Below are 17330 nucleotides of genomic sequence, written 5' to 3'. Positions count from 1 at the left end.
TGCGCGACACGTCGGCCTCAGCCGTCTGGAGCACCCTCCGCCGAAGGAAGAGGACCACGCTCGCCGTGATCACACCGTCTGGGCCCTCGCCTTGCGCGGCAACGGGGAGCGGGAAGGGCGCTGGATGTGGAGGACGAGCAGCGCCAGGGCGCCGGTTGCCGCGGACCAGGTGAGGGTGAGCAGGCCGTGGGACCAGGGGATGTGCGGGGTGAGGGCTGAGCTCAGTGCCAGCTGGTTCACGCCGTACAGGGGAAGCCCGGACACGCCCGCCACGTCCATGAGCGTGTTGAAGACGGGGTTCTGCAGGCCGGTGTCGACCAGGCTGAGCATGATGATGAGGAAGAAGCCCTCCAGCTCGCCGCGGACGAGCGAGCCGAGCAGAAGTCCGATGCCGCCGTAGGCGAGGCCGGCGCCTGCAAGGGCCAGCGCCAAGGGTGCCGCGTGGCGTACGGGCAGGGAGATCCGCAGCAGGACCGTGGTGTAGAAGGCCAGCGAGGCGGCGGTGAGGGCGACGGCGGCGAGCTTCGCCGTCAGCATCGGCAGCCGGGGATAGCCGGCGAGCAGCAGACGGCGGTCCAACTGCCGCGACAGGAAGGTCTCGGTGAAGGTGATGAAGCCGGTGACCATGGTGACGGCGCCCAGCGCGCTGGCCACCTGCCCCACCTGGCCGGCCGGGGCGGAGACAGGGGCGCTGATGGTGTCCAGCGAAATGCGCACCACTTGGTCGGAGGTGCACAGGCGTGCCACGGTGATCCAGACGGGGATGAACGCGACCGCCAGAACGAGGGCCAGCCGGTTGCGCAGGTGGCCCAGCAGAGTGCAGCGCAGCAGTTGGGTGAATGCCGACCAGGGGAGCCTCATCGGACGGTCTCCTCGAAGTGCAGACGGCCCTGGCGCAGGTGAGCGATCGCGTCGAAGCGGTGCAGGTCGTGCAGCAGGTGAGACACCACGATGATCGACCGGCCTCGGTCACGCAGGTCGGCGGCCAGGGTCCAGAACCGCTGATGGGTGTCCCAGTCGAAGCCCTGGTAGGGCTCGTCCAGGACCAGCAGCTGCGGATCGTGCATGAGAGCGATCAGCAGGTTCAGCTTCTGCCGCGTTCCACCGCTGAGTTCGCCGACCTGCTGTCGTCGGCAGTCGGTCAGCGCCAGCAGCTCCATGAGCTCGTCGGCGCGCTCCAGTGTCGGCAGCCGGTAGGCCGTCTTGAACAGCCGCAGATGCTGTCCGACGGTGAATGCGTCGTTCAGCACGGCCCGTTGCGGGCAGTACCCCACTGCCCCGGTCCGGGTCACCGTTCCGCGGTCGGGTGCGAGGTGTCCTACGGCGACCTGGAGCAGAGTGCTCTTCCCCGCGCCGTTCTCACCGACGACTCCGACCAGCGTCCCGGCGGCCACGTCGAGGTCCACGTGGCGCAGGACCTGCCTGCGGCCGTACGCCTTGTGGACTCCGCTGATCCGCAGCCGTGGCCGGTGTCGCGTGGTTGCTGACGTCACATGAGTCCCTCGGAAGATCGGACAGGTGGAGCGAGCCAACCCGCGGGAAAGCCCGCCACGGTGGCCGGGGCCGCGCGGGCTGACGTTTCCCTGCCTGCCCGGCACAAGACGGCTCAGCCACCTCCGGCACGGACGGTCCGGCCGTGGCCGTGCCGGACCCACCGTGCGAGGCGGCGCGCTGCCGTCCTGTTTCCAACGACTGGCACCGGCCGGTGTAACGGCGGTGCTTGCAGTTCCCCACCCGTCAGTCGGGCGTGACGTGCGCCGCGGTCCGCCGTTGTAGGAATCGATGCCCCCGACACCACAGCCAGACTTGAGTGCTCCTACGATCGTGATCGGAGCCGGCCCCCACGGCCTGGCGGCCGCCGCGCTGCTGAACCGCTCCGGAGAGCCGGCCGTGATCCTCGAACGGTCGGACCGCGTAGGAGCCAGCTGGGCGCAGCGCTACGACCATCTGCGCCTGCACACCACCCCCGGCACCTCGAAACTCCCCGGCCTGCCGGTGCCACGCCAGGCCGGCCCGTGGGTGAGCCGGGACGACTACGTGCGCTACCTGGAAAGCTACGCCGCCCACCACCGGCTCGACGTCCGGCTGACCACCCCGGTGCTGAGCGTCCAGCGGGCCGAACCCGGCTCGGGCCCCCGGTGGCTGGTCCACACCCCGGACGGCCCCGTCCCCACCGACGCGGTCGTGGTGGCCACCGGCCGCTGCCACGCCCCGCACATCCCCGACTGGCCCGGGCGTACGGCCTTCACCGGCACGCTGCTGCACTCGGCCCGCTACCGCTCTCCGGCGCCCTACCGCGGGCAGCACGTCCTGGTGGTCGGCGCCGGCAACAGCGGTACCGAGATCGCCGGCGTCCTCGCCGGGGCCGGAGCCGCACGCGTACAGATCTCCATCCGTACCCCGCCCAACATCCTGCCCCGCTCCAGCGCCCGATGGCACGCGGTCGGCCGGCTGACGGAAGTCCTTCCGCTGGCCTGGCGCGACCGCACCTCCCTGCTCACGCAACGGGTCGCGGTGCCCGACCTGACCTCCCGCGGACTGCCCCGGCCCCGCACGGGCCTGTACACCCGTAACGCCCGCGAGGGGGTCAACCCGGTGCTCGACCACGGCTTCGTGGACACCGTGCGCTCCGGCCGGGTCGAGCCGGTCGCAGCCGTCCGGGCATTCGACGGGCCCGACGTGGTACTGGCCGACGGCACCCGACTGCGGCCCGACACGGTCATCGCCGCCACCGGATACCGCACCAACCTCCACGCCCTGGTGGGGTCGCTGGGCGTACTCGACGAGGACGGACTCCCCCTCGTCGTCGGCGCGGAAACCCATTCCGATGCCCCGCGCCTGTATTTCGCCGGCTACACCAATCCCCTCACCGGGGTTCTCCGCCAGGCAGGCATCGAGGCGCGCGCCATCGCCCACGCGGTCCGCCGTGAGAAGGCCCGACCGACCCTTCCCGCCCCTCGGGGGCATGCTCCGAGCTGACGGAGTTTCGGAAGTCCGACCCTTCAGCGCTTGTCCCCTGCAGGGCGATCGGACGCCGCGGTGACAAGCATGGATGTTAAGACGGAGAGCAGCGCAGGCGCATGGATGTGGTGACCGCGTTCGATCGAGGCCGTCCCGCTCGTGCCGCGTCGGTTCGGTGGCGGAGCGAAGGGAGCGGCCTGCGCGACGTGCTCTCCCGCACGCGTGCGGGGAGGCACCTTCACGCTCCCCGAATTCGGCCGCTGTTCGATGGCCACTGATGCGGCCACCCCGCTCGGGACCGACGGCCTGATCTGCACCAGCACCTCATGGGAAACCACTGGACGATGGCCCATGTGAAGCCGGAGTTCGCGGACGTCGTCCGATGGGATGTCTTGGCGGACGACGGACGTGTGGTCGAGCGGGCCAGGCAGGAGGAGACACCGGCTCTTGCGTATTCTCACCCTGATCCGGCGCCGTAACGGGGACCTGGTGCTGAAGACGGTGAACGCCTTGGTCACGCCGTACGTGGCGGCGGAGGTCTCGCGCTCCTCCCTTGCTGCGCTTCGCGCCTCCTCGGCGCCGGTGCGGAGCAGCTAGGGATCTGACACATGTACTGGCGGGTGCCGGTCGTGCCGACGGGGGCGGGTACACATTGGCGTTCGGGTGTGTGGTCGATTTAGGCTGCGTCGGTTCGTGCCGTTCACGGCGGCAGCCCATCGACGGAGAGGAAGCCGATAATGCAGCAGGCATCGGCCACCGACCCGGCTCCCGGGCGCCGCCCCGAGCTGGCCCCTGACCCGGATGCGGAGGCGGCCCGGATTGCGGCGGTGCGCCGCTACGACATCCTCGACACACCGCCCGACGGGGCGTTCGACCGGGTGGCGGCGATGGCCGCCCGCCTCTTCGACGTGCCGGTGGCAACGGTCACGATCGTGGACACCGACCGCATCTGGTTCAAGGCCGCCCACGGCCTGGAGGGTGTCGCGGAGATCGGCCGTGATCCGGGTTTGTGCGGCTCGGCGATCCTGCGCGAGGACACGATGGTCATCCCTGACACCCTCAAGGACCCCGTCGCGGCGGACAATCCGCTGGTCGCTGGAGAGATGGGGGTGCGCTTCTACGCCGCCGCACCGATCATCACCCCCGACGGGCACAAGCTGGGCACGGTCAACGTCCTCGACACCCGGCCGCGCTCGATCACAGAGGGGGACACCGCCACCCTGGCCGATCTCGCCGCGATCGTGCTGGACGAGATGGAGCTGCGGCTGTCGGCGCTGCGCGCCCTGCGCGACGAGCAGGCCCGAAGGGAGGCGGAGAGGCGGCACGCCGAGGCGGAACGGGCGCGGGCCGAGGCCGAGCGGGCGGCCCGGGAGAAGGCGGAGCAGGACAAGGCCGCCATCGCCGCGTTCGCCTCCACCCTCCAGCGCACCCTGCTGCCCCCTGCTCTGCCCGTGGTGCCGGGCCTGGAACTGGCCTGCCACTACCGCACCGCCTCCGCCCACGACGTGGGCGGCGACTTCTACGACGTCTTCCCCCTCGACGGCGACCGGTGGGCGTTCTTCCTCGGTGACGTGTGCGGCAAAGGCCCCGAGGCGGCGACCGTCACCGCCCTGGCCCGCCACACCCTGCGCGCCGCGGCCCAGATCAACGCCGACCCCGTCACGGTGCTGAGCGCGCTCAACACCATGCTGCTCACCGACGTCACCGCCGGTCGCCGCTTTTGCACGGTCGTTTTCGGCCTCCTGGAGCCCCGGGAGGCCGGCGGCTTCACCGTCACCGTCGCAACCGGCGGCCACCCGCCGGCCTACCACGTGCGCCCTGACGACAGCGGCGGTGTCTGGGTGCGGGCCGTACACCCCAAGGGCGGCATGCTCGTCGGCGCCTTCCCGCAGGCGCCCTTCGCCCAGACCACGTTCTTGCTGACGGCCGGGGAAAGCCTGTTCCTCTACACCGACGGGCTGATCGAAGCCCGCACCACCGAGGGCGCCATGCTCGGTGACGACGGACTGACCGGCTTCCTCCACCAGCGCACCGGGCTCGTCACCGCCACCTCCCTGGTCGAGGACAGCATCACCCTGCTGGCCTCGCTGCCCGACGGAGCCGGCGACGACGTGGCCCTACTGGCCCTGTCCGTCCCCCACCCTCACACCACGCCCGACGGCGGTGTCGCTGCCACCGCCCACACCGCCGCCGCGCCCGAACACTTCGGCCAGGAGTGATGACCGACGTGACCGACACGCTGCAACTGACCGTCCAGCACCCCCGTCCCGGCCTCGCGATCGCCACCGTCGCCGGCGACGTGGACACGCGCACCGCGGACACCCTGCGCCACGAAGCCTCGGGAATCATCGAGCAGGGCTCTCCGAATCTGGTTCTGGACCTGTCACAGGTCGGCTTTTGCGACTCCGCCGGTCTGAGCGCGCTCATCGGCCTCTGGCACGCCGCCCAGGCGGCGGGCGGTGCACTCCGACTCGCCGACGTCCCCGACCGTCTGATGCGGATGCTCGTCCTCACCGGTGTCGACGCAGTCCTGCCGGTCCATGCGACCACCGCCGAAGCAGTCACCACCATGGCCGACAGCCCGTCCACCAGTGCCGGCGAGCACGGCTCGATCATCCGCGCTTCCGCAGGTGGTGGGACCGGTGAGCCGACCGGGGTGGAGCCCATTGCCTGCGACAGCGCGTACGACCCCTCTGTCGACCTGAGTTGATCGCGTCGACCCGCCAGGGGGTTCGTACCAGCGATCGGGCCCGGCCGTCGCGCCGGAGTATCGGGCCCGAGCTGATCCCTTCCCCGAGCTCCGAGGCGGGAGCGAGCTGCTTGCGCATCACTTCGATCTCCCCGACCCTACAGACGCAAGTCATCGGCCGTACGTGCGAGGTCCTGACGGCCGACGGGCTCATCAGCTAGCCGTTCGGATTTTCGCGATCCGTCGACGTGCTGCTGACGAAAGACGCAGGATGGCGAGTCATGGTGCCGCCTTATCCCCGGCGTCCGCTGCCTGCCGGGCCTATTCGCGTGATGGCGCTCGATGGCCAGGGTGGCCGTGTCGCGCGGGACGACGCGTCCATCACGGCACACCGATCAATCCAGCGCCAGGTGCATCCGCACGATCAGGCCCGACGGCGGGGTGCGCATCTCGACCAGGTCGCACAGCTGATGCATCATCCAGACGCCCCGGCCACCGGCCGGGGACAGCGGATCGGGTCGGCGTCGGCCGACGAGCGCGTCGGTTACCCGTCCGCGGTCCCTCACTTCTGCGATGAGGGTGTCGGCCGTACGCCACAGCCGCAGAATGCCCTGTCCTCCGCCGTGTCGCACCGAATTGCCGCTGGCCTCGTTGACGGCCAGCAACCAGTCGGTGTGCCGTCGAGGGGACAGGCCGGCCGTCTGTGCCCAGTGCCCTGCGGTGTCACGGACATCGGCGAGGTCCTGCTCCGTGAAGTGCAGGACGAGTGGATCCGTCGGCTCCTGCAGGGGCGCGTCGCAGTCACGGCACACTGTCTGCGGGTCCTCGTAGCGCGGGCTGTTCCGGTAGCCGTCCGGGTCTCCGACAACGGGGTGGGTGCGGTGTGCCTCCGCCAGCAATCGCTTGGGCAGGGCGGTTTCGTAGGGGCACAGGATCGTGACGGGCCGGCCGTTGAATGCCAGGTTGATCAGCGCCTCGTGGCGGGTCGCTTCCCGTGCCTCCGCTTCGGTGCGCCCCACCCAGATCGGTTCACCCACGATGGACGGACGCCCTTGCGGGTGCCGGTCGGCGAAGTCCTGGAGCATCGACAGGATGCGCCCCGGGTTGCGTCCGGCCTGCCGCATGTCGACGAAGGCGACGTTCTCGTCTTCGGCGCCGACGGCTTCCCTGAGCAGCTGCAGTCGTGGACCGGGAACAGCGACCAGAACGGGGCGTCCGCCGGTCGCCTCCGCCCGGATGAACTCGCCCACGCCTTGCAAGTAGTCCGTCTCCGTGGTGTAGAAGAGGGCGGGGTGGTGGAAGAAGGGATCGACCCGGCTCGCCGCCGGCGTCGGTGTGTACGTCGTCACCGGCCGACCTCCTGCAGGCCGGCCCCGAGCTCGGGGAAGAGCTCCAGAATGCGGCGAAGCGCGGGCGGCGCCCCGACGAGCCGCAGCGGTGTCCCGGAGGGGCGTCGCCCCGCGGCGTGGGCGATGTCGGCCAGTGCGGCGACGTCGATGTGGTCGAGGGAGGACAGGTCCAGGGTGATGTCCTTCGCCGTCGACGCGGCGAGAGCGGCTGACGCCGAGGCGGCCACGCGGCGGCTCTCGTAGCCCGCCGATCCGGACAGTCGGAAGCCGGGCCGATCGGCCAGAGGCGCGACCGAGAGGCCGGGCCGGGCGTCAGGACGAGGTGCTGCGCCCGCCCGCGTCAGGTGGGCGCTCACCAGCACGTCGAGGGCCTCGGGCGCCAGCAGGCGGCGATCGTAGAAACACCAGGCCGTCAGCGGCAACTGCTCGAAGACCTCGTGGTGGATGCGCAGCTCGTACTCCAGCAGGCGCTCCGCACCGGTTATGTGCCGGGCGCCCCAGGACATCTCACCGATCACCCGCAGGTTGCCGTACCCCTGACCGAGGGCGGTCTCGACTGCGCGGCCCCACAGACCGATCATGGCGTCCGGGTCGAAACGGGCCCCGGCCAGGTAGGTCTCGTCGGCGGTGGTCACCACGAGCTGTCCGCGCCGGACCGCGGTGTCGGCGTCGACGCCACGCTCGGCAAGCGTACGCATGACGAGGCGGGGATCGGTGGCGTCCGCGAAGTACTGCACCTGCTCGCCCCTGTCGAAGCCCGCGCATACGAAGGGCACGAGGTGAGCGGCCCACTCGTCGTCGCTGGAGTACTCCACCGCCACATGACGGTCCGCCGCGGCCTCGCCGTCGTGAGATCCGCATACGGCGTGCATCAGATCGCCCGCCCTTCCCGCGTGACCCCGGTGCCCACCATGGGCGCCCATCACCCTAACGCAGGACTCGGAAGGCTCGGGAAAACCCTCACTCCCACCGATGAACTGCCTGGGCCACCGCGTCCTCGTCGTCCTCGCCGTCGCCTGGCCCGAGGCGTGCGCAGGCGCGGAACAGCTCGCGGTTGCCCAGGCTGGACGGTCGTTCCCGCAGGGCGGGAGCGGCGATGACCAGGACGGCTTTGAGCCGGCTGATCGCCTGGGTGCGGGCCTTGACCGCGGAGTCCTTGGCCGGCTTGGGGATCCGGGCGCTGTGCACCGGACCGTCACCGGACTTGGCCCGGGCGCGGCCACTGAGCACGGCCCGCGCGGCGGCCTGCGCATCGAGCGGGTCCGACTTCCCCAGCAGCCGGCGAGCCGAGCGGTTGGGCCGCTTCACCTCGTATACCGCTACCTGCTGCGCCAGCAGGTAGCGGGACAGGCCCGCGCCGAAGGTGCCGGTGCCCTCCACACCGGCCCGGCGCACCGTCCCCCGCTTGCGGACCCACACGAGCAGCCGCCGGTAGCCCGGCCGCCGTCGCCGGAAAGGACTCGGTGCCCAGAACCTTCCCCAGCGGGGATACCACGGAGGCGACATGGACCTCGCCGTGCGTGTCCACGCCCAGGACGACCTCGGCCCGAACGGGAGGGTCCGTGCTGGAGGAGGTGCTGTGCTGTCCGGCCGTCATGGTGGTTGGCCTGGTGCGTGGCGACGTGCTGGGCGGATGGCACCGGCCCGCTCGGGCGGTCTGAACCATCGATCCCGGCGCAACCGCTGTCACCGCTCCCTGTCCCCGGTAGCCGCCGTGATCCGATCGTGCCGAGGCACGCTGCGGGTGCCCCGCTCCGTCGGGAAAAGGAGATCGCACAGGCAATGGATCACCCTGTCCCGCTCTCCGGGTACCGTCAGGGTATGAGTCATCCGCACCCCGAACTGAAAGCCGCCCCGCCCCTTCCTGAAGGAGGGCTGCGGGTCATCGCCCTGGGCGGCCTGGGTGAGATCGGCCGCAACATGACCGTCTTCGAGCACGCGGGCAAGCTGCTCATCGTGGACTGCGGCGTACTGTTCCCCGAGGAGACCCAGCCCGGCGTGGACGTGATCCTGCCGGACTTCACCTCCATCCGCGACCGGCTGGACGACATCGTCGCCGTGGTCCTCACCCACGGCCACGAGGACCACATCGGCGGCGTGCCGTACCTGCTGCGCGAGCGGTCCGACATTCCCGTCGTCGGCTCCAAGCTGACGCTGGCGTTCCTGGAGGCCAAGCTCAAGGAACACGGCATCCGGCCGCGCACGGTGCGGGTGCGGGAGGGCGACCGGCGTGGCTTGGGGCCCTTCGACTGCGAGTTCGTGGCGGTCAACCACTCCATCCCCGACAGCCTCGCGGTCGCGATCCGCACCCGGGCCGGGATGGTGCTGCACACCGGCGACTTCAAGATGGACCAGTTCCCTCTCGACGACCGCATCACCGATCTGCGCGCCTTCGCCCGCCTCGGCGAGGAGGGCGTGGACCTGTTCCTCACCGACTCCACCAACGCCGAAGTACCCGGCTTCACCACCTCCGAGCGAGAGCTGAACCCGGCGATCGAGCAGGTGATGCGCACCGCGCCGCGCCGGGTCATCGTCTCCAGCTTCGCCAGCCATGTGCACCGCATCCAGCAGGTCCTGGACGCCGCCCACCAGCACGGCCGTAAGGTCGCCTTCGTCGGCCGGTCGATGGTCCGCAACATGGGCATCGCCCGTGACCTGGGCTATCTGAAGGTCCCCTCCGGTCTGGTCGTGAGCACGAAGGAGTTGGAGAAGCTTCCGGATCACAAGATCGCTCTGGTGTGCACCGGCTCCCAGGGCGAACCGATGGCCGCGCTGTCACGGATGGCCAACCGCGACCACATGATCCGCATCGGCAAGGACGACACCGTCCTGCTCGCCAGCTCCCTCATCCCCGGCAACGAGAACGCCATCTACCGGGTGATCAACGGACTCACCCGGTGGGGCGCCCACGTGGTCCACAAGGGCAACGCCAAGGTGCACGTCTCCGGACACGCCAGCGCCGGCGAACTCGTCTACTGCTACAACATCGTCAAGCCCCGCAACGTCATGCCCGTGCACGGCGAATGGCGCCACCTGCGGGCCAACGGCGACCTCGCCATCCGTACCGGTGTCGACCCCGACCGGGTCGTCATCGCCGAGGACGGCGTCGTCGTCGACCTGGTCGACGGGCGCGCATCCATCACCGGCAAGGTCCCCGCCGGCAACGTCTACGTGGACGGCATGGAGGTCGGCGGCGCGACCGAAGCGTCCCTCAAGGACCGCCTCACCCTCGCCGCCGAAGGCGTGGTCACGGTGGTGGCGATCGTCGACGCGGACACCGGCGCCCTCGCCGAGGCCCCCGACTTCCTGGCCCGGGGATTCGTCCACGACGACGCCACCTTCGAGCCGGTCATCCCCGTCATCGAGAAGACCCTGGCCACCGCAGCTGAGGAAGGCGTCGGGGACGCCCGCCAACTCGAACAACTTGTCGCCCGCGCCGTGGCGAACTGGGCGTTCCGCACCCACCGCCGCAAGCCCCTCATCATCCCCGTCATCATCGACGCCTGAGCCGCGGCCCGGCAGCACGTCCGCGGCACCGGTGGCTGCGCCGGGAGCCTCGAGGTCGGGCATGACCGGACCGGACGGTGGCGAAGCCGCCGGGCTCGACGAGGCGGATCGCCTCGCCGTGAGCGGCCGGCCGGTCCGCGAGGGAGTCGGTGTTGCGGGCGACGGCCCTGCCGCCGCGCTCCAGGGCCGCCTGCGCAAACTCGCGGTCGCAGCCACGGGAGGAACAGGTGACATGGCGGCCATGCACCCCGCTCAGATGTTGCACCAGATCGGACAGCGTCCACTCGGGGCAGGTCGGCAGCTGCACGTCGTGGCTGGGCACGACGGCGACCGCTGCTCGGAATGCGACCGTCTGTGCGTCGTTCAGCCGCAGCAGGGGGGGAACGAATGTCCGCATCTGGGCCATTCCCCCAGGCGAGCACTCCGGCTACGCCCCGCCCGCGACGCGCGCACGGGCATGCGCACGTCGCGGGCCACAGCACCGGATGCGTGAATCGACGGCGAGTGCCGGTGCAGCGGTCAGATCGCGGGACTCATCGACTCAGCCGCCGCTCTTGCGCCTGAACGACCGCTGGCTCGCAGCCGGGCCGTGCGCCGAACGCACCTTCGATGCATCGGACTTGGCGGCAACATCAGCGGCATCCGCCTGCGCACCACGCTTGCGCGCCAGGGCTTCGCGGAACTTGCGCTTGAGGTCGTAGTTGCCGTCGCTGTCCGGCTCCAGAGGGGACGTCTCGGGGGCAGCCGGCTCCGAACCTTCCGTAGATACGGGCTCTGCGGTCATGGTGACCTCCGGGATTCGGGGGGGGTGGGCAAGCACAGCTTGTCATGCTGGGCGCAGTTCGAGGCGCCGGCAACATCATCCTGCTTCGTTTCGGCGGGCATCCCTCTCGCGGCCAAAGGCGTTGACTTCGTAGGTGAGGCACACAGGACGGCTTCGGGCCGGGCCGAGGGTTGTCGATCCCGTGACCAGGCTCCCAGCGCAACGACTCTCAGCCGTTGCGACGCACGAGGGCGGCCCTGCGGGCCTCGGCGAGCTTGCGGGCCTCGCCCGCCTTTCGGGACTTGCCGCCGGCGCCGCGGGAGGTGCCCTTGCTGGTGCCGAGGCCGCGGAAGGGAGCGTTGGTGTTCTTGGGTCGGGGGACGGCGGGCTCGCCGTCGAGCGGGATCCCGGAGGGAGTCTTGGCGCCGGTGATCCGGCTCAGCTCCGCCTCGCCCGAGCGCACCCTGGTGACGGTCGGCTCGATGCCGGCCCCGGCCATCATGCGGCTCGTCTCACGGCGCTGGCCCGCCAGCACGAGCGTGACCACGCTGCCGGACTCACCGGCGCGGGCGGTGCGGCCCGCCCGGTGCACATAGTCCTTGGCATCGGTGGGCGGGTCGACGTTGACCACGAGATCGAGGTCGTCGACGTGCAGGCCACGGGCCGCGACATTGGTCGCCACCAGAACGGTGATCTGGCTGGACTTGAACTGCGCCAGGGTCCGTGTGCGCTGTGGCTGGGACTTGCCGCTGTGCAGGGCCCCGGCGTGCACCCCGCTGGCCCGCAGATGCCGGGTGAGCTGGTCGACGGCGTGCTTGGTGTCGAGGAACAGCAGTACGCGGCCGTCGCGGGCGGCGATTTCCGTGATGACGGCGTAGCGGTCAGGGCCGTGGACGACCAGAACGTGGTGCTCCATCGTCGTGACTGTGCCCGCGGCCGGGTCGACCGAGTGGACGATGGGGTCGTGGAGGTAGCGGCGGACCAGTTGATCGACGTCGCGATCGAGAGTGGCCGAGAAAAGCATCCGCTGGCCGTCGGGGTACACCTGGTCGAGCACGTCGGCAACCTGCGGCAGGAATCCCAAGTCGCACATCTGGTCGGCTTCGTCCAGCACGGTGATTCTCACCCGTCCCAGGCGGCAGGCGTTGCGCTCGATCAGGTCGTGCAGGCGTCCAGGGGTGGCGACGACCACTTCGGCTCCCTGGCGGAGCGCGGCGACCTGCCGACCGATCGGCGTTCCGCCGACGACCGCGGCGATCCGCAGCCGCAGTGCCTCGGCGTACGGCGCCAGCGCCTGGGTGACCTGTTGGGCCAGCTCCCGGGTAGGCACGAGGATCAGAGCAAGGGGCTGCTTCGGTTCCGCGCGCCGCCCGGCCGTCCGTGCGAGCAGCGGCAGGCCGAAGGCGAGCGTCTTGCCTGATCCGGTGCGCCCGCGTCCCAGGATGTCGCGCCCCTGGAGGGCATCGGGCAGGGTGGCTGCCTGGATCGGAAAGGGTTCGCGCACCCCGAGTTCGCTCAGTGTCCGCAGCACCTCCGTCGGCAGTTCCAGACCGGCGAAGGTGACGGCCGGGAGCAGCGCCGGGGTCGTTGTCCCAGGCTGGGCGGGAGCGCCGTGAGTGATGCCGGAGTCATGGGGATGCTTCATGAAACAGCCTTCCGCAAGGGAACGTACCGAGGAAGGCCCGGCAGGTTTGAACAGCTCACGCACAAGTCGAACGGAACAGACAGAATCGCCCACCGCGACGACCACGCAAACGCGTGAGACTAACACGGCATAACCTCACGCCGCTGATACCGATTGCCCCTGTGTGTGGGTGCTGGCAGCGGGTCGGCCTGGAACAACCGTTCCCCTTGGGGAAGGGCCCCACCCCGCGGGGGAGCTGTCGAGCCGCGCATCGAGCACGGGATCTGGCTCCCGTGGCCGACCGGGGAGGACCGGCATTGCCGTTTACTGCCCGAGGAGTTCCCGGACCATCAGCTGATGCTCGCGTCACTGGGCGAGGTCACCACCCGTCACACCGCTTCATCCCGAAGGAATGCGAAACTCGAATTCGGGACGGTCCCACGGCACGGCGGGCGGGTTCGCGAACGCGGTCCCGGTCCGCACCGCGCCAACACGGTGGTAGAAGTCCTCGGCGAGAAGATGCGACACGACCATGACACGGTCGATCCCGGCGGCACGGGCCTCGGACTGCATGTGCGCCACGAGCAGCCGTCCAATACCCCGTCCTTGCACGTCGTCGGCAACGAAGAGCAGGTCGAGCTCCGGTGGAGCAAGGACGAGCGAGTAGAACCCGAGGACACGGTCTCCATGCTCGTCGGGGCCGACGGCCACAAAGGCGCGATGGGCCTCAATGTAATCAGGACCGACCCGGTAGCCCGCGACTGCGGATGCGTACTTACCCTCGTAGGCGCCTGAGCCACGCACGAGCCTCGTGAGCCGCTTGGCATCCCGCGCAACGGCCCTCCGTATCGTGACCTGCCGGCCGAGCGGGGAAGTGCGTGAACTCATCGGGAGAGTATGTCGCACCGGAGCGTGCCGCCGTGCGGCTGGTCGGCTGCTCGGGCAGAATTCCTGCGCCGCTGCCGGGAACCGTCTGCCCAGGCCCCGATCGACCATGTCACTGCCGCCGCATCGACCGCCGCCGACAGGAATCGGGCCGCCCGGCCCGCTGCGCAGCAGCTGGATGACGGGGTGGTCGACCGCTGCTTCCCCTGGGCCTGCCGCAGCGGGGGCCAGCCTGTGCACGGACAGCCGAGTGCAGCGGCGCGCGTGCCGGCGTTGTAACCCACCTGTTCGGAAGCCCGCGAGGCCGCACCCGCGTGGCTTCTCGTCGCACACCGCTCTCACGCGCCTATCACCGACTGCGTCGACTCCCCGGGTCACCGCTCCACGCTGACCGCCTTCCCGGACCGCCCGGTCTCTGGGCCCGAGTCCTCACACCTGGCTCCCGCGGATCGACGGGGAACTCTCACACCCCTTCACGGCAGGCGCCCGCGGCTCAGCCGCGGACGGTGACCCCGAAGCGGGTCCGCATCCGCCGCATCTCCCACAGCGAAACAGCGGTCACCGACACCGGTCCGCCCAGCAGGGAACAGAACTGGACCGCCGGCGGGCCCTCCGGACATACCGCTGTAGGCCAGGTTGAAGACCGCGAGCACCCACACCAGCACCATCGTGACCACGGGCGGGAGCATCGGATGGACATGAGCCGTGTTGAAGGCACTCCGGGCGGAGTACAGCGAGGCCAGGAAGAAGAAGGGAAATCCCCACAGGATGACGGCCGTCGCCACCAGCACGACCACGATGGCCACCCAGTCCTTGCGGTCATCGATTCCCATCAGGGCCGTTCCGTACAGGACACCGCCGATGACCAGCACCGTCAGCAGATACCAGCCGACCGCCTTGAGCGGGGCTCGGAGCCGGGAACGCAAGTGCGGTCGCTGATGCGCGGGCGCGTAGTGGATGAACCCGAGGATCACCAGGGGTCCGGTGCAGATCAGCAGGACCGGGGCGATGATCAGGTTGCCGATGCCGTCGGCCGCCGCGTTCTCCCAGCGGTCCGCCTCCACGCCGTAGACCAGGATCAGGGCCAGGGTGGCGGCGGCGCCGAGCACGGTGCGGGCCACCTGGACGCGGTCGACGGCGCGGTCCTCGATCCGGCCGTCGCCCTCCTGGACGAAGAGCCGGGTGGCGACGCGGTGCGCGGAGCGGATGATGGCGGCGGCCAGGAAGAAAACGGAGAAGTACCAGAGGCGGCTGCGGCGGCGCGGCGCGCGAACGGGCGCGGGCGCCGGGCTCTGCGGGCCGTACGGGTAAGGGCCCGGTTGCGGATAGGCGTCGGCCCCCGGATGCGTGTTCGGCCCGGGATACGGATTCGGATTCGGCCCGGGGTACGGGCCCGGACCCGGCCGGCCGTAAGCGCCGCCTGTCGGCGCAGGCCCATATGGGTTGTTGGCCGGCGGTCCGGCGGGGCCGCCGCCCCAGCCCTGTCCACCCGGCTGCCCGTCGCCGCCCGTTTGCCCCGGGCTCGCGCCCCATCCCCCCGTTGCCATCTCTGTCCCCGTTCGCTTTCGACCAGTTGTCGTGCCGCAGCCTGCTGCGTGCCGTGGCCGTACGCCAGTTGCGTCGGCGCCGGCGGCATCGCCGCAGTGTAGTGGTTCATGAGGCGACCGCCCTGGGCAGCCGACGGGCGCAGCCCGAAGGCGGTCGAGCAGGGCCCGCGCCGGCCCGTCAGCCCTCCGGCGAGGCGCCCAGACCCGTGAGGGCGCCGACCGGGTCGAGGTCGGGGGTGCCTCTGGGCCACCAGTCGTCGTGGCCCGGTTCGGATTCGTACGGGTACCAGAGGCCGTCGCGGCCCAGGCGTAGTTGGACCTGACCACGAGGGTGGGTGAGGCGGTTCCGCCAGGGCCTGAAGGCCGGGAGGTCGGCGGCGAGGAGCAGGGGACGGGCCCGGTCGAAGCGGCCGGCCGGTGGATCCCAGGGCTCTTCGAGCACGCTGAGACCTTCGAGTCCGCCCTGGCGCCAGGCGGCCACCGCGCGGGCCAGTTCGGCGGGGGTGCGCTCGGCGGCGGAGGCGAGGGAGGCGTACAGGGCGCGGGTGGTGGCGGTGAGTCCGGCACCGGGGCGGGCGGCGGCGAGCCGGACCGCGTCCTGCCACAGGGTCAGGTCGCCCACCGGATCGCGGCCGGTGCTGAGCAGGGCATGCGCGCGGACGGCGGCGTCGGTCGCCAACTGGTCCAGCGCGAAGGGGTCCGGGCCGCCCGGTGCCGCCGGGTAGGCGGGGGGCTGCTCGGGGTGCGAGGGAACGGGCAACGGCGGCGGCAGAGGCGGGAGTCGACGGTCGGAGGCGAGGGCGTCGACGGCGAGCACGCCGGGCAGGGGGGCCGGTTCCTTGTCCTGCGCGGCGCGGGCCGCGCGGGCGGCGCTGCGACGGGACAGGGCGTCCAGCAGCTCGCGTTCGCCGCGTCCGCGCAGCAGGAGCAGGACGAACGGGTCGGCGTCCAGCAACCGTGCCGTCTGGTAGCAGAGGGCGGCGGCGTGCTTGCAGGGGTGACCGCGGTCGGGGCAACTGCACCGGGGGTCGAGGTCACCCGGGCCGGGCAGGAGGCGGACGCCGCAGTCGGCGAGGGACTGGGGCATCTCCTTGTCGAGCAGCGCGGCGATGTGCCCCGGCCGGTCTGCCGCGGCGTCCAGGAACCGCCCCCAGTCGTCGTCATCCAGCGTCCGCAGCCGCACCTGCACGCGGTACGGCCGGGGTCGGCTGCCCCGCACATACGCGAGCACAAGCCCCGGGGTCACCGTGATGGCGTCGACATGGCCCTGCTGTGCGTAGCCACGTCCGCGGGCCAGCCGGGCGGTGTCGAGGGCCCCCTCCTCCAACGCGGCCACCCACGCGTTGCCCCACCAGGTCTCGGCGAACCGCGCGTCCTCCGGCACACGGGGCGCGAACGCGGGGAAGGTACGCCGGTGCTCACCGTCCCGGCCGGGGGCCGCCATGGAGCGGGGGACTTGGGGGGCGGCGGGGGCGGTGGGAGTTGTTGGGGTGATGGGGGTGGTCGGAGCCGGCGGGGTGGCAGGCGAAGGGGAGTCAGAGGCATTGCTGTCGGGGAGTGCCGTCGGAGTGGCCGGGGCGGTGGGTGCCTGGGCTTGCGGTGTGGCGGAGTCGGGCATCGCCGGGGCGTCCGCGTCCGACGGCTCGTCCATGGGCGGCATTCGGAACGCGCCTGCGAGGAACTCCCTCAGATCACGGGCACGGTGGCCGGAAACCCCTCCGCCGGCAACGGGTCCTCGGCGGCTCCGTGCGTCCGTGGCCGCCGGTCGCCGCCGACCTCGCTCCTTGCGTTCACCATCCCCGCCTTCGGGCCCCGCCTGGGCCGCCCGCCTCTCCCCCAACGCGGCCCGCAACGCCTCCCGCGCGGCATCGGCAGGGCGCGCACCTGGCCGACGACCGGAGCGGGAGTCCGCCGCCGGATCGGTTGAGTCGGTTGAGTCGGTTGCCGGTGCCACGCACCCGCCCTCGGTGCCGGGGCGTTCCGCTCCCGTACTGGACAGGCCGTC

At 71.1% G+C, this 17330-nt stretch carries 16 protein-coding genes; 5 read left to right on the top strand and 11 right to left on the bottom strand.

The genetic code is table 11. The annotated features are described in order from the left end of the window. Window positions 1–69 precede the first annotated feature (69 nt). A complete protein-coding gene (locus ACHBTE_RS00235) occupies window positions 70–861 on the bottom strand; it encodes a hypothetical protein (RefSeq protein ID WP_394721165.1) in 792 nt (263 codons plus the stop codon). After that, window positions 858–1493 carry an ABC transporter ATP-binding protein gene (locus ACHBTE_RS00230; protein WP_394721164.1) on the bottom strand — a complete coding sequence of 212 codons (636 nt, stop codon included), beginning with the start codon at window positions 1491–1493 and terminating at the stop codon, window positions 858–860. The genes ACHBTE_RS00235 and ACHBTE_RS00230 overlap by 4 nt, the downstream gene beginning before the upstream one ends. 289 nt (window positions 1494–1782) lie before the next feature. Here ACHBTE_RS00230 and ACHBTE_RS00225 point away from each other — a divergent pair, with 289 nt between their 5' ends. From ACHBTE_RS00225 to ACHBTE_RS00210, 4 genes are all read left to right on the top strand, one after another. Beyond that, window positions 1783–2979, top strand: coding sequence for a flavin-containing monooxygenase (locus ACHBTE_RS00225; RefSeq protein ID WP_394721163.1), 1197 nt, complete (start codon window positions 1783–1785; stop codon window positions 2977–2979). A 429-nt stretch (window positions 2980–3408) separates the two neighbouring features. Further along, window positions 3409–3558, top strand: coding sequence for a hypothetical protein (locus ACHBTE_RS00220; RefSeq protein WP_394721162.1), 150 nt, complete (start codon window positions 3409–3411; stop codon window positions 3556–3558). Between the two features lie 140 nt (window positions 3559–3698). Beyond that, window positions 3699–5180 carry a PP2C family protein-serine/threonine phosphatase gene (locus ACHBTE_RS00215; RefSeq protein ID WP_394721161.1) on the top strand — a complete coding sequence of 494 codons (1482 nt, stop codon included), beginning with the start codon at window positions 3699–3701 and terminating at the stop codon, window positions 5178–5180. Beyond that, window positions 5180–5671: an STAS domain-containing protein gene (locus ACHBTE_RS00210; protein ID WP_394721160.1), complete on the top strand. Its 492-nt coding sequence runs from the start codon at window positions 5180–5182 to the stop codon at window positions 5669–5671. Before ACHBTE_RS00215 ends, ACHBTE_RS00210 begins: the two co-directional genes overlap by 1 nt. A gap of 374 nt (window positions 5672–6045) precedes the next feature. On the opposite strand, the gene ACHBTE_RS00205 is transcribed toward ACHBTE_RS00210, so the two are convergent. The 3 genes from ACHBTE_RS00205 to ACHBTE_RS00195 all read right to left on the bottom strand — a co-directional run bounded on the left by ACHBTE_RS00205 (window position 6046) and on the right by ACHBTE_RS00195 (window position 8418). Further along, the gene (locus tag ACHBTE_RS00205; RefSeq protein ID WP_394721159.1) at window positions 6046–6999 is read right to left on the bottom strand and encodes an anti-sigma factor RsbA family regulatory protein; all 954 of its coding nucleotides are present in this window, start codon (window positions 6997–6999) and stop codon (window positions 6046–6048) included. Then, the gene (locus ACHBTE_RS00200) at window positions 6996–7871 is read right to left on the bottom strand and encodes an MEDS domain-containing protein (RefSeq protein WP_394721158.1); all 876 of its coding nucleotides are present in this window, start codon (window positions 7869–7871) and stop codon (window positions 6996–6998) included. The genes ACHBTE_RS00205 and ACHBTE_RS00200 overlap by 4 nt, the downstream gene beginning before the upstream one ends. An 88-nt stretch (window positions 7872–7959) precedes the next feature. Further along, the gene (locus ACHBTE_RS00195; RefSeq protein ID WP_394721157.1) at window positions 7960–8418 is read right to left on the bottom strand and encodes a hypothetical protein; all 459 of its coding nucleotides are present in this window, start codon (window positions 8416–8418) and stop codon (window positions 7960–7962) included. A 402-nt stretch (window positions 8419–8820) separates the two neighbouring features. Here ACHBTE_RS00195 and ACHBTE_RS00190 point away from each other — a divergent pair, with 402 nt between their 5' ends. Beyond that, the gene (locus tag ACHBTE_RS00190) at window positions 8821–10506 is read left to right on the top strand and encodes a ribonuclease J (protein ID WP_394721156.1); all 1686 of its coding nucleotides are present in this window, start codon (window positions 8821–8823) and stop codon (window positions 10504–10506) included. Here ACHBTE_RS00190 and ACHBTE_RS00185 read toward each other — a convergent pair. From ACHBTE_RS00185 to ACHBTE_RS00160, 6 genes are all read right to left on the bottom strand, one after another. After that, entirely contained in the window at window positions 10493–10903 is a 411-nt protein-coding gene (locus tag ACHBTE_RS00185) for a hypothetical protein (protein WP_394721155.1), read from the bottom strand. The genes ACHBTE_RS00190 and ACHBTE_RS00185 overlap by 14 nt on opposite strands. Window positions 10904–11047: 144 nt before the next feature. Further along, window positions 11048–11290 carry a DUF5302 domain-containing protein gene (locus tag ACHBTE_RS00180; RefSeq protein ID WP_053663526.1) on the bottom strand — a complete coding sequence of 81 codons (243 nt, stop codon included), beginning with the start codon at window positions 11288–11290 and terminating at the stop codon, window positions 11048–11050. Between the two features lie 208 nt (window positions 11291–11498). Then, entirely contained in the window at window positions 11499–12914 is a 1416-nt protein-coding gene (locus ACHBTE_RS00175; protein WP_394721154.1) for a DEAD/DEAH box helicase, read from the bottom strand. Window positions 12915–13292: 378 nt separating this feature from the next. Then, window positions 13293–13781 carry a GNAT family N-acetyltransferase gene (locus tag ACHBTE_RS00170; protein ID WP_394721153.1) on the bottom strand — a complete coding sequence of 163 codons (489 nt, stop codon included), beginning with the start codon at window positions 13779–13781 and terminating at the stop codon, window positions 13293–13295. Between the two features lie 470 nt (window positions 13782–14251). Then, window positions 14252–15325, bottom strand: a complete 1074-nt coding sequence (locus ACHBTE_RS00165; RefSeq protein ID WP_394721152.1) for a hypothetical protein — start codon at window positions 15323–15325, stop codon at window positions 14252–14254. Window positions 15326–15503: 178 nt separating this feature from the next. Next, on the bottom strand, window positions 15504–17279 hold the full coding sequence (locus tag ACHBTE_RS00160) for an SWIM zinc finger family protein (RefSeq protein WP_394721151.1): 1776 nt from the start codon (window positions 17277–17279) through the stop codon (window positions 15504–15506). Window positions 17280–17330 lie beyond the last annotated feature (51 nt).

The organism is Streptomyces sp. M41 (assembly GCF_043673425.1).
Taxonomy (GTDB): domain Bacteria; phylum Actinomycetota; class Actinomycetes; order Streptomycetales; family Streptomycetaceae; genus Streptomyces.
This window is presented reverse-complemented; position numbering and strand designations above follow the sequence as displayed.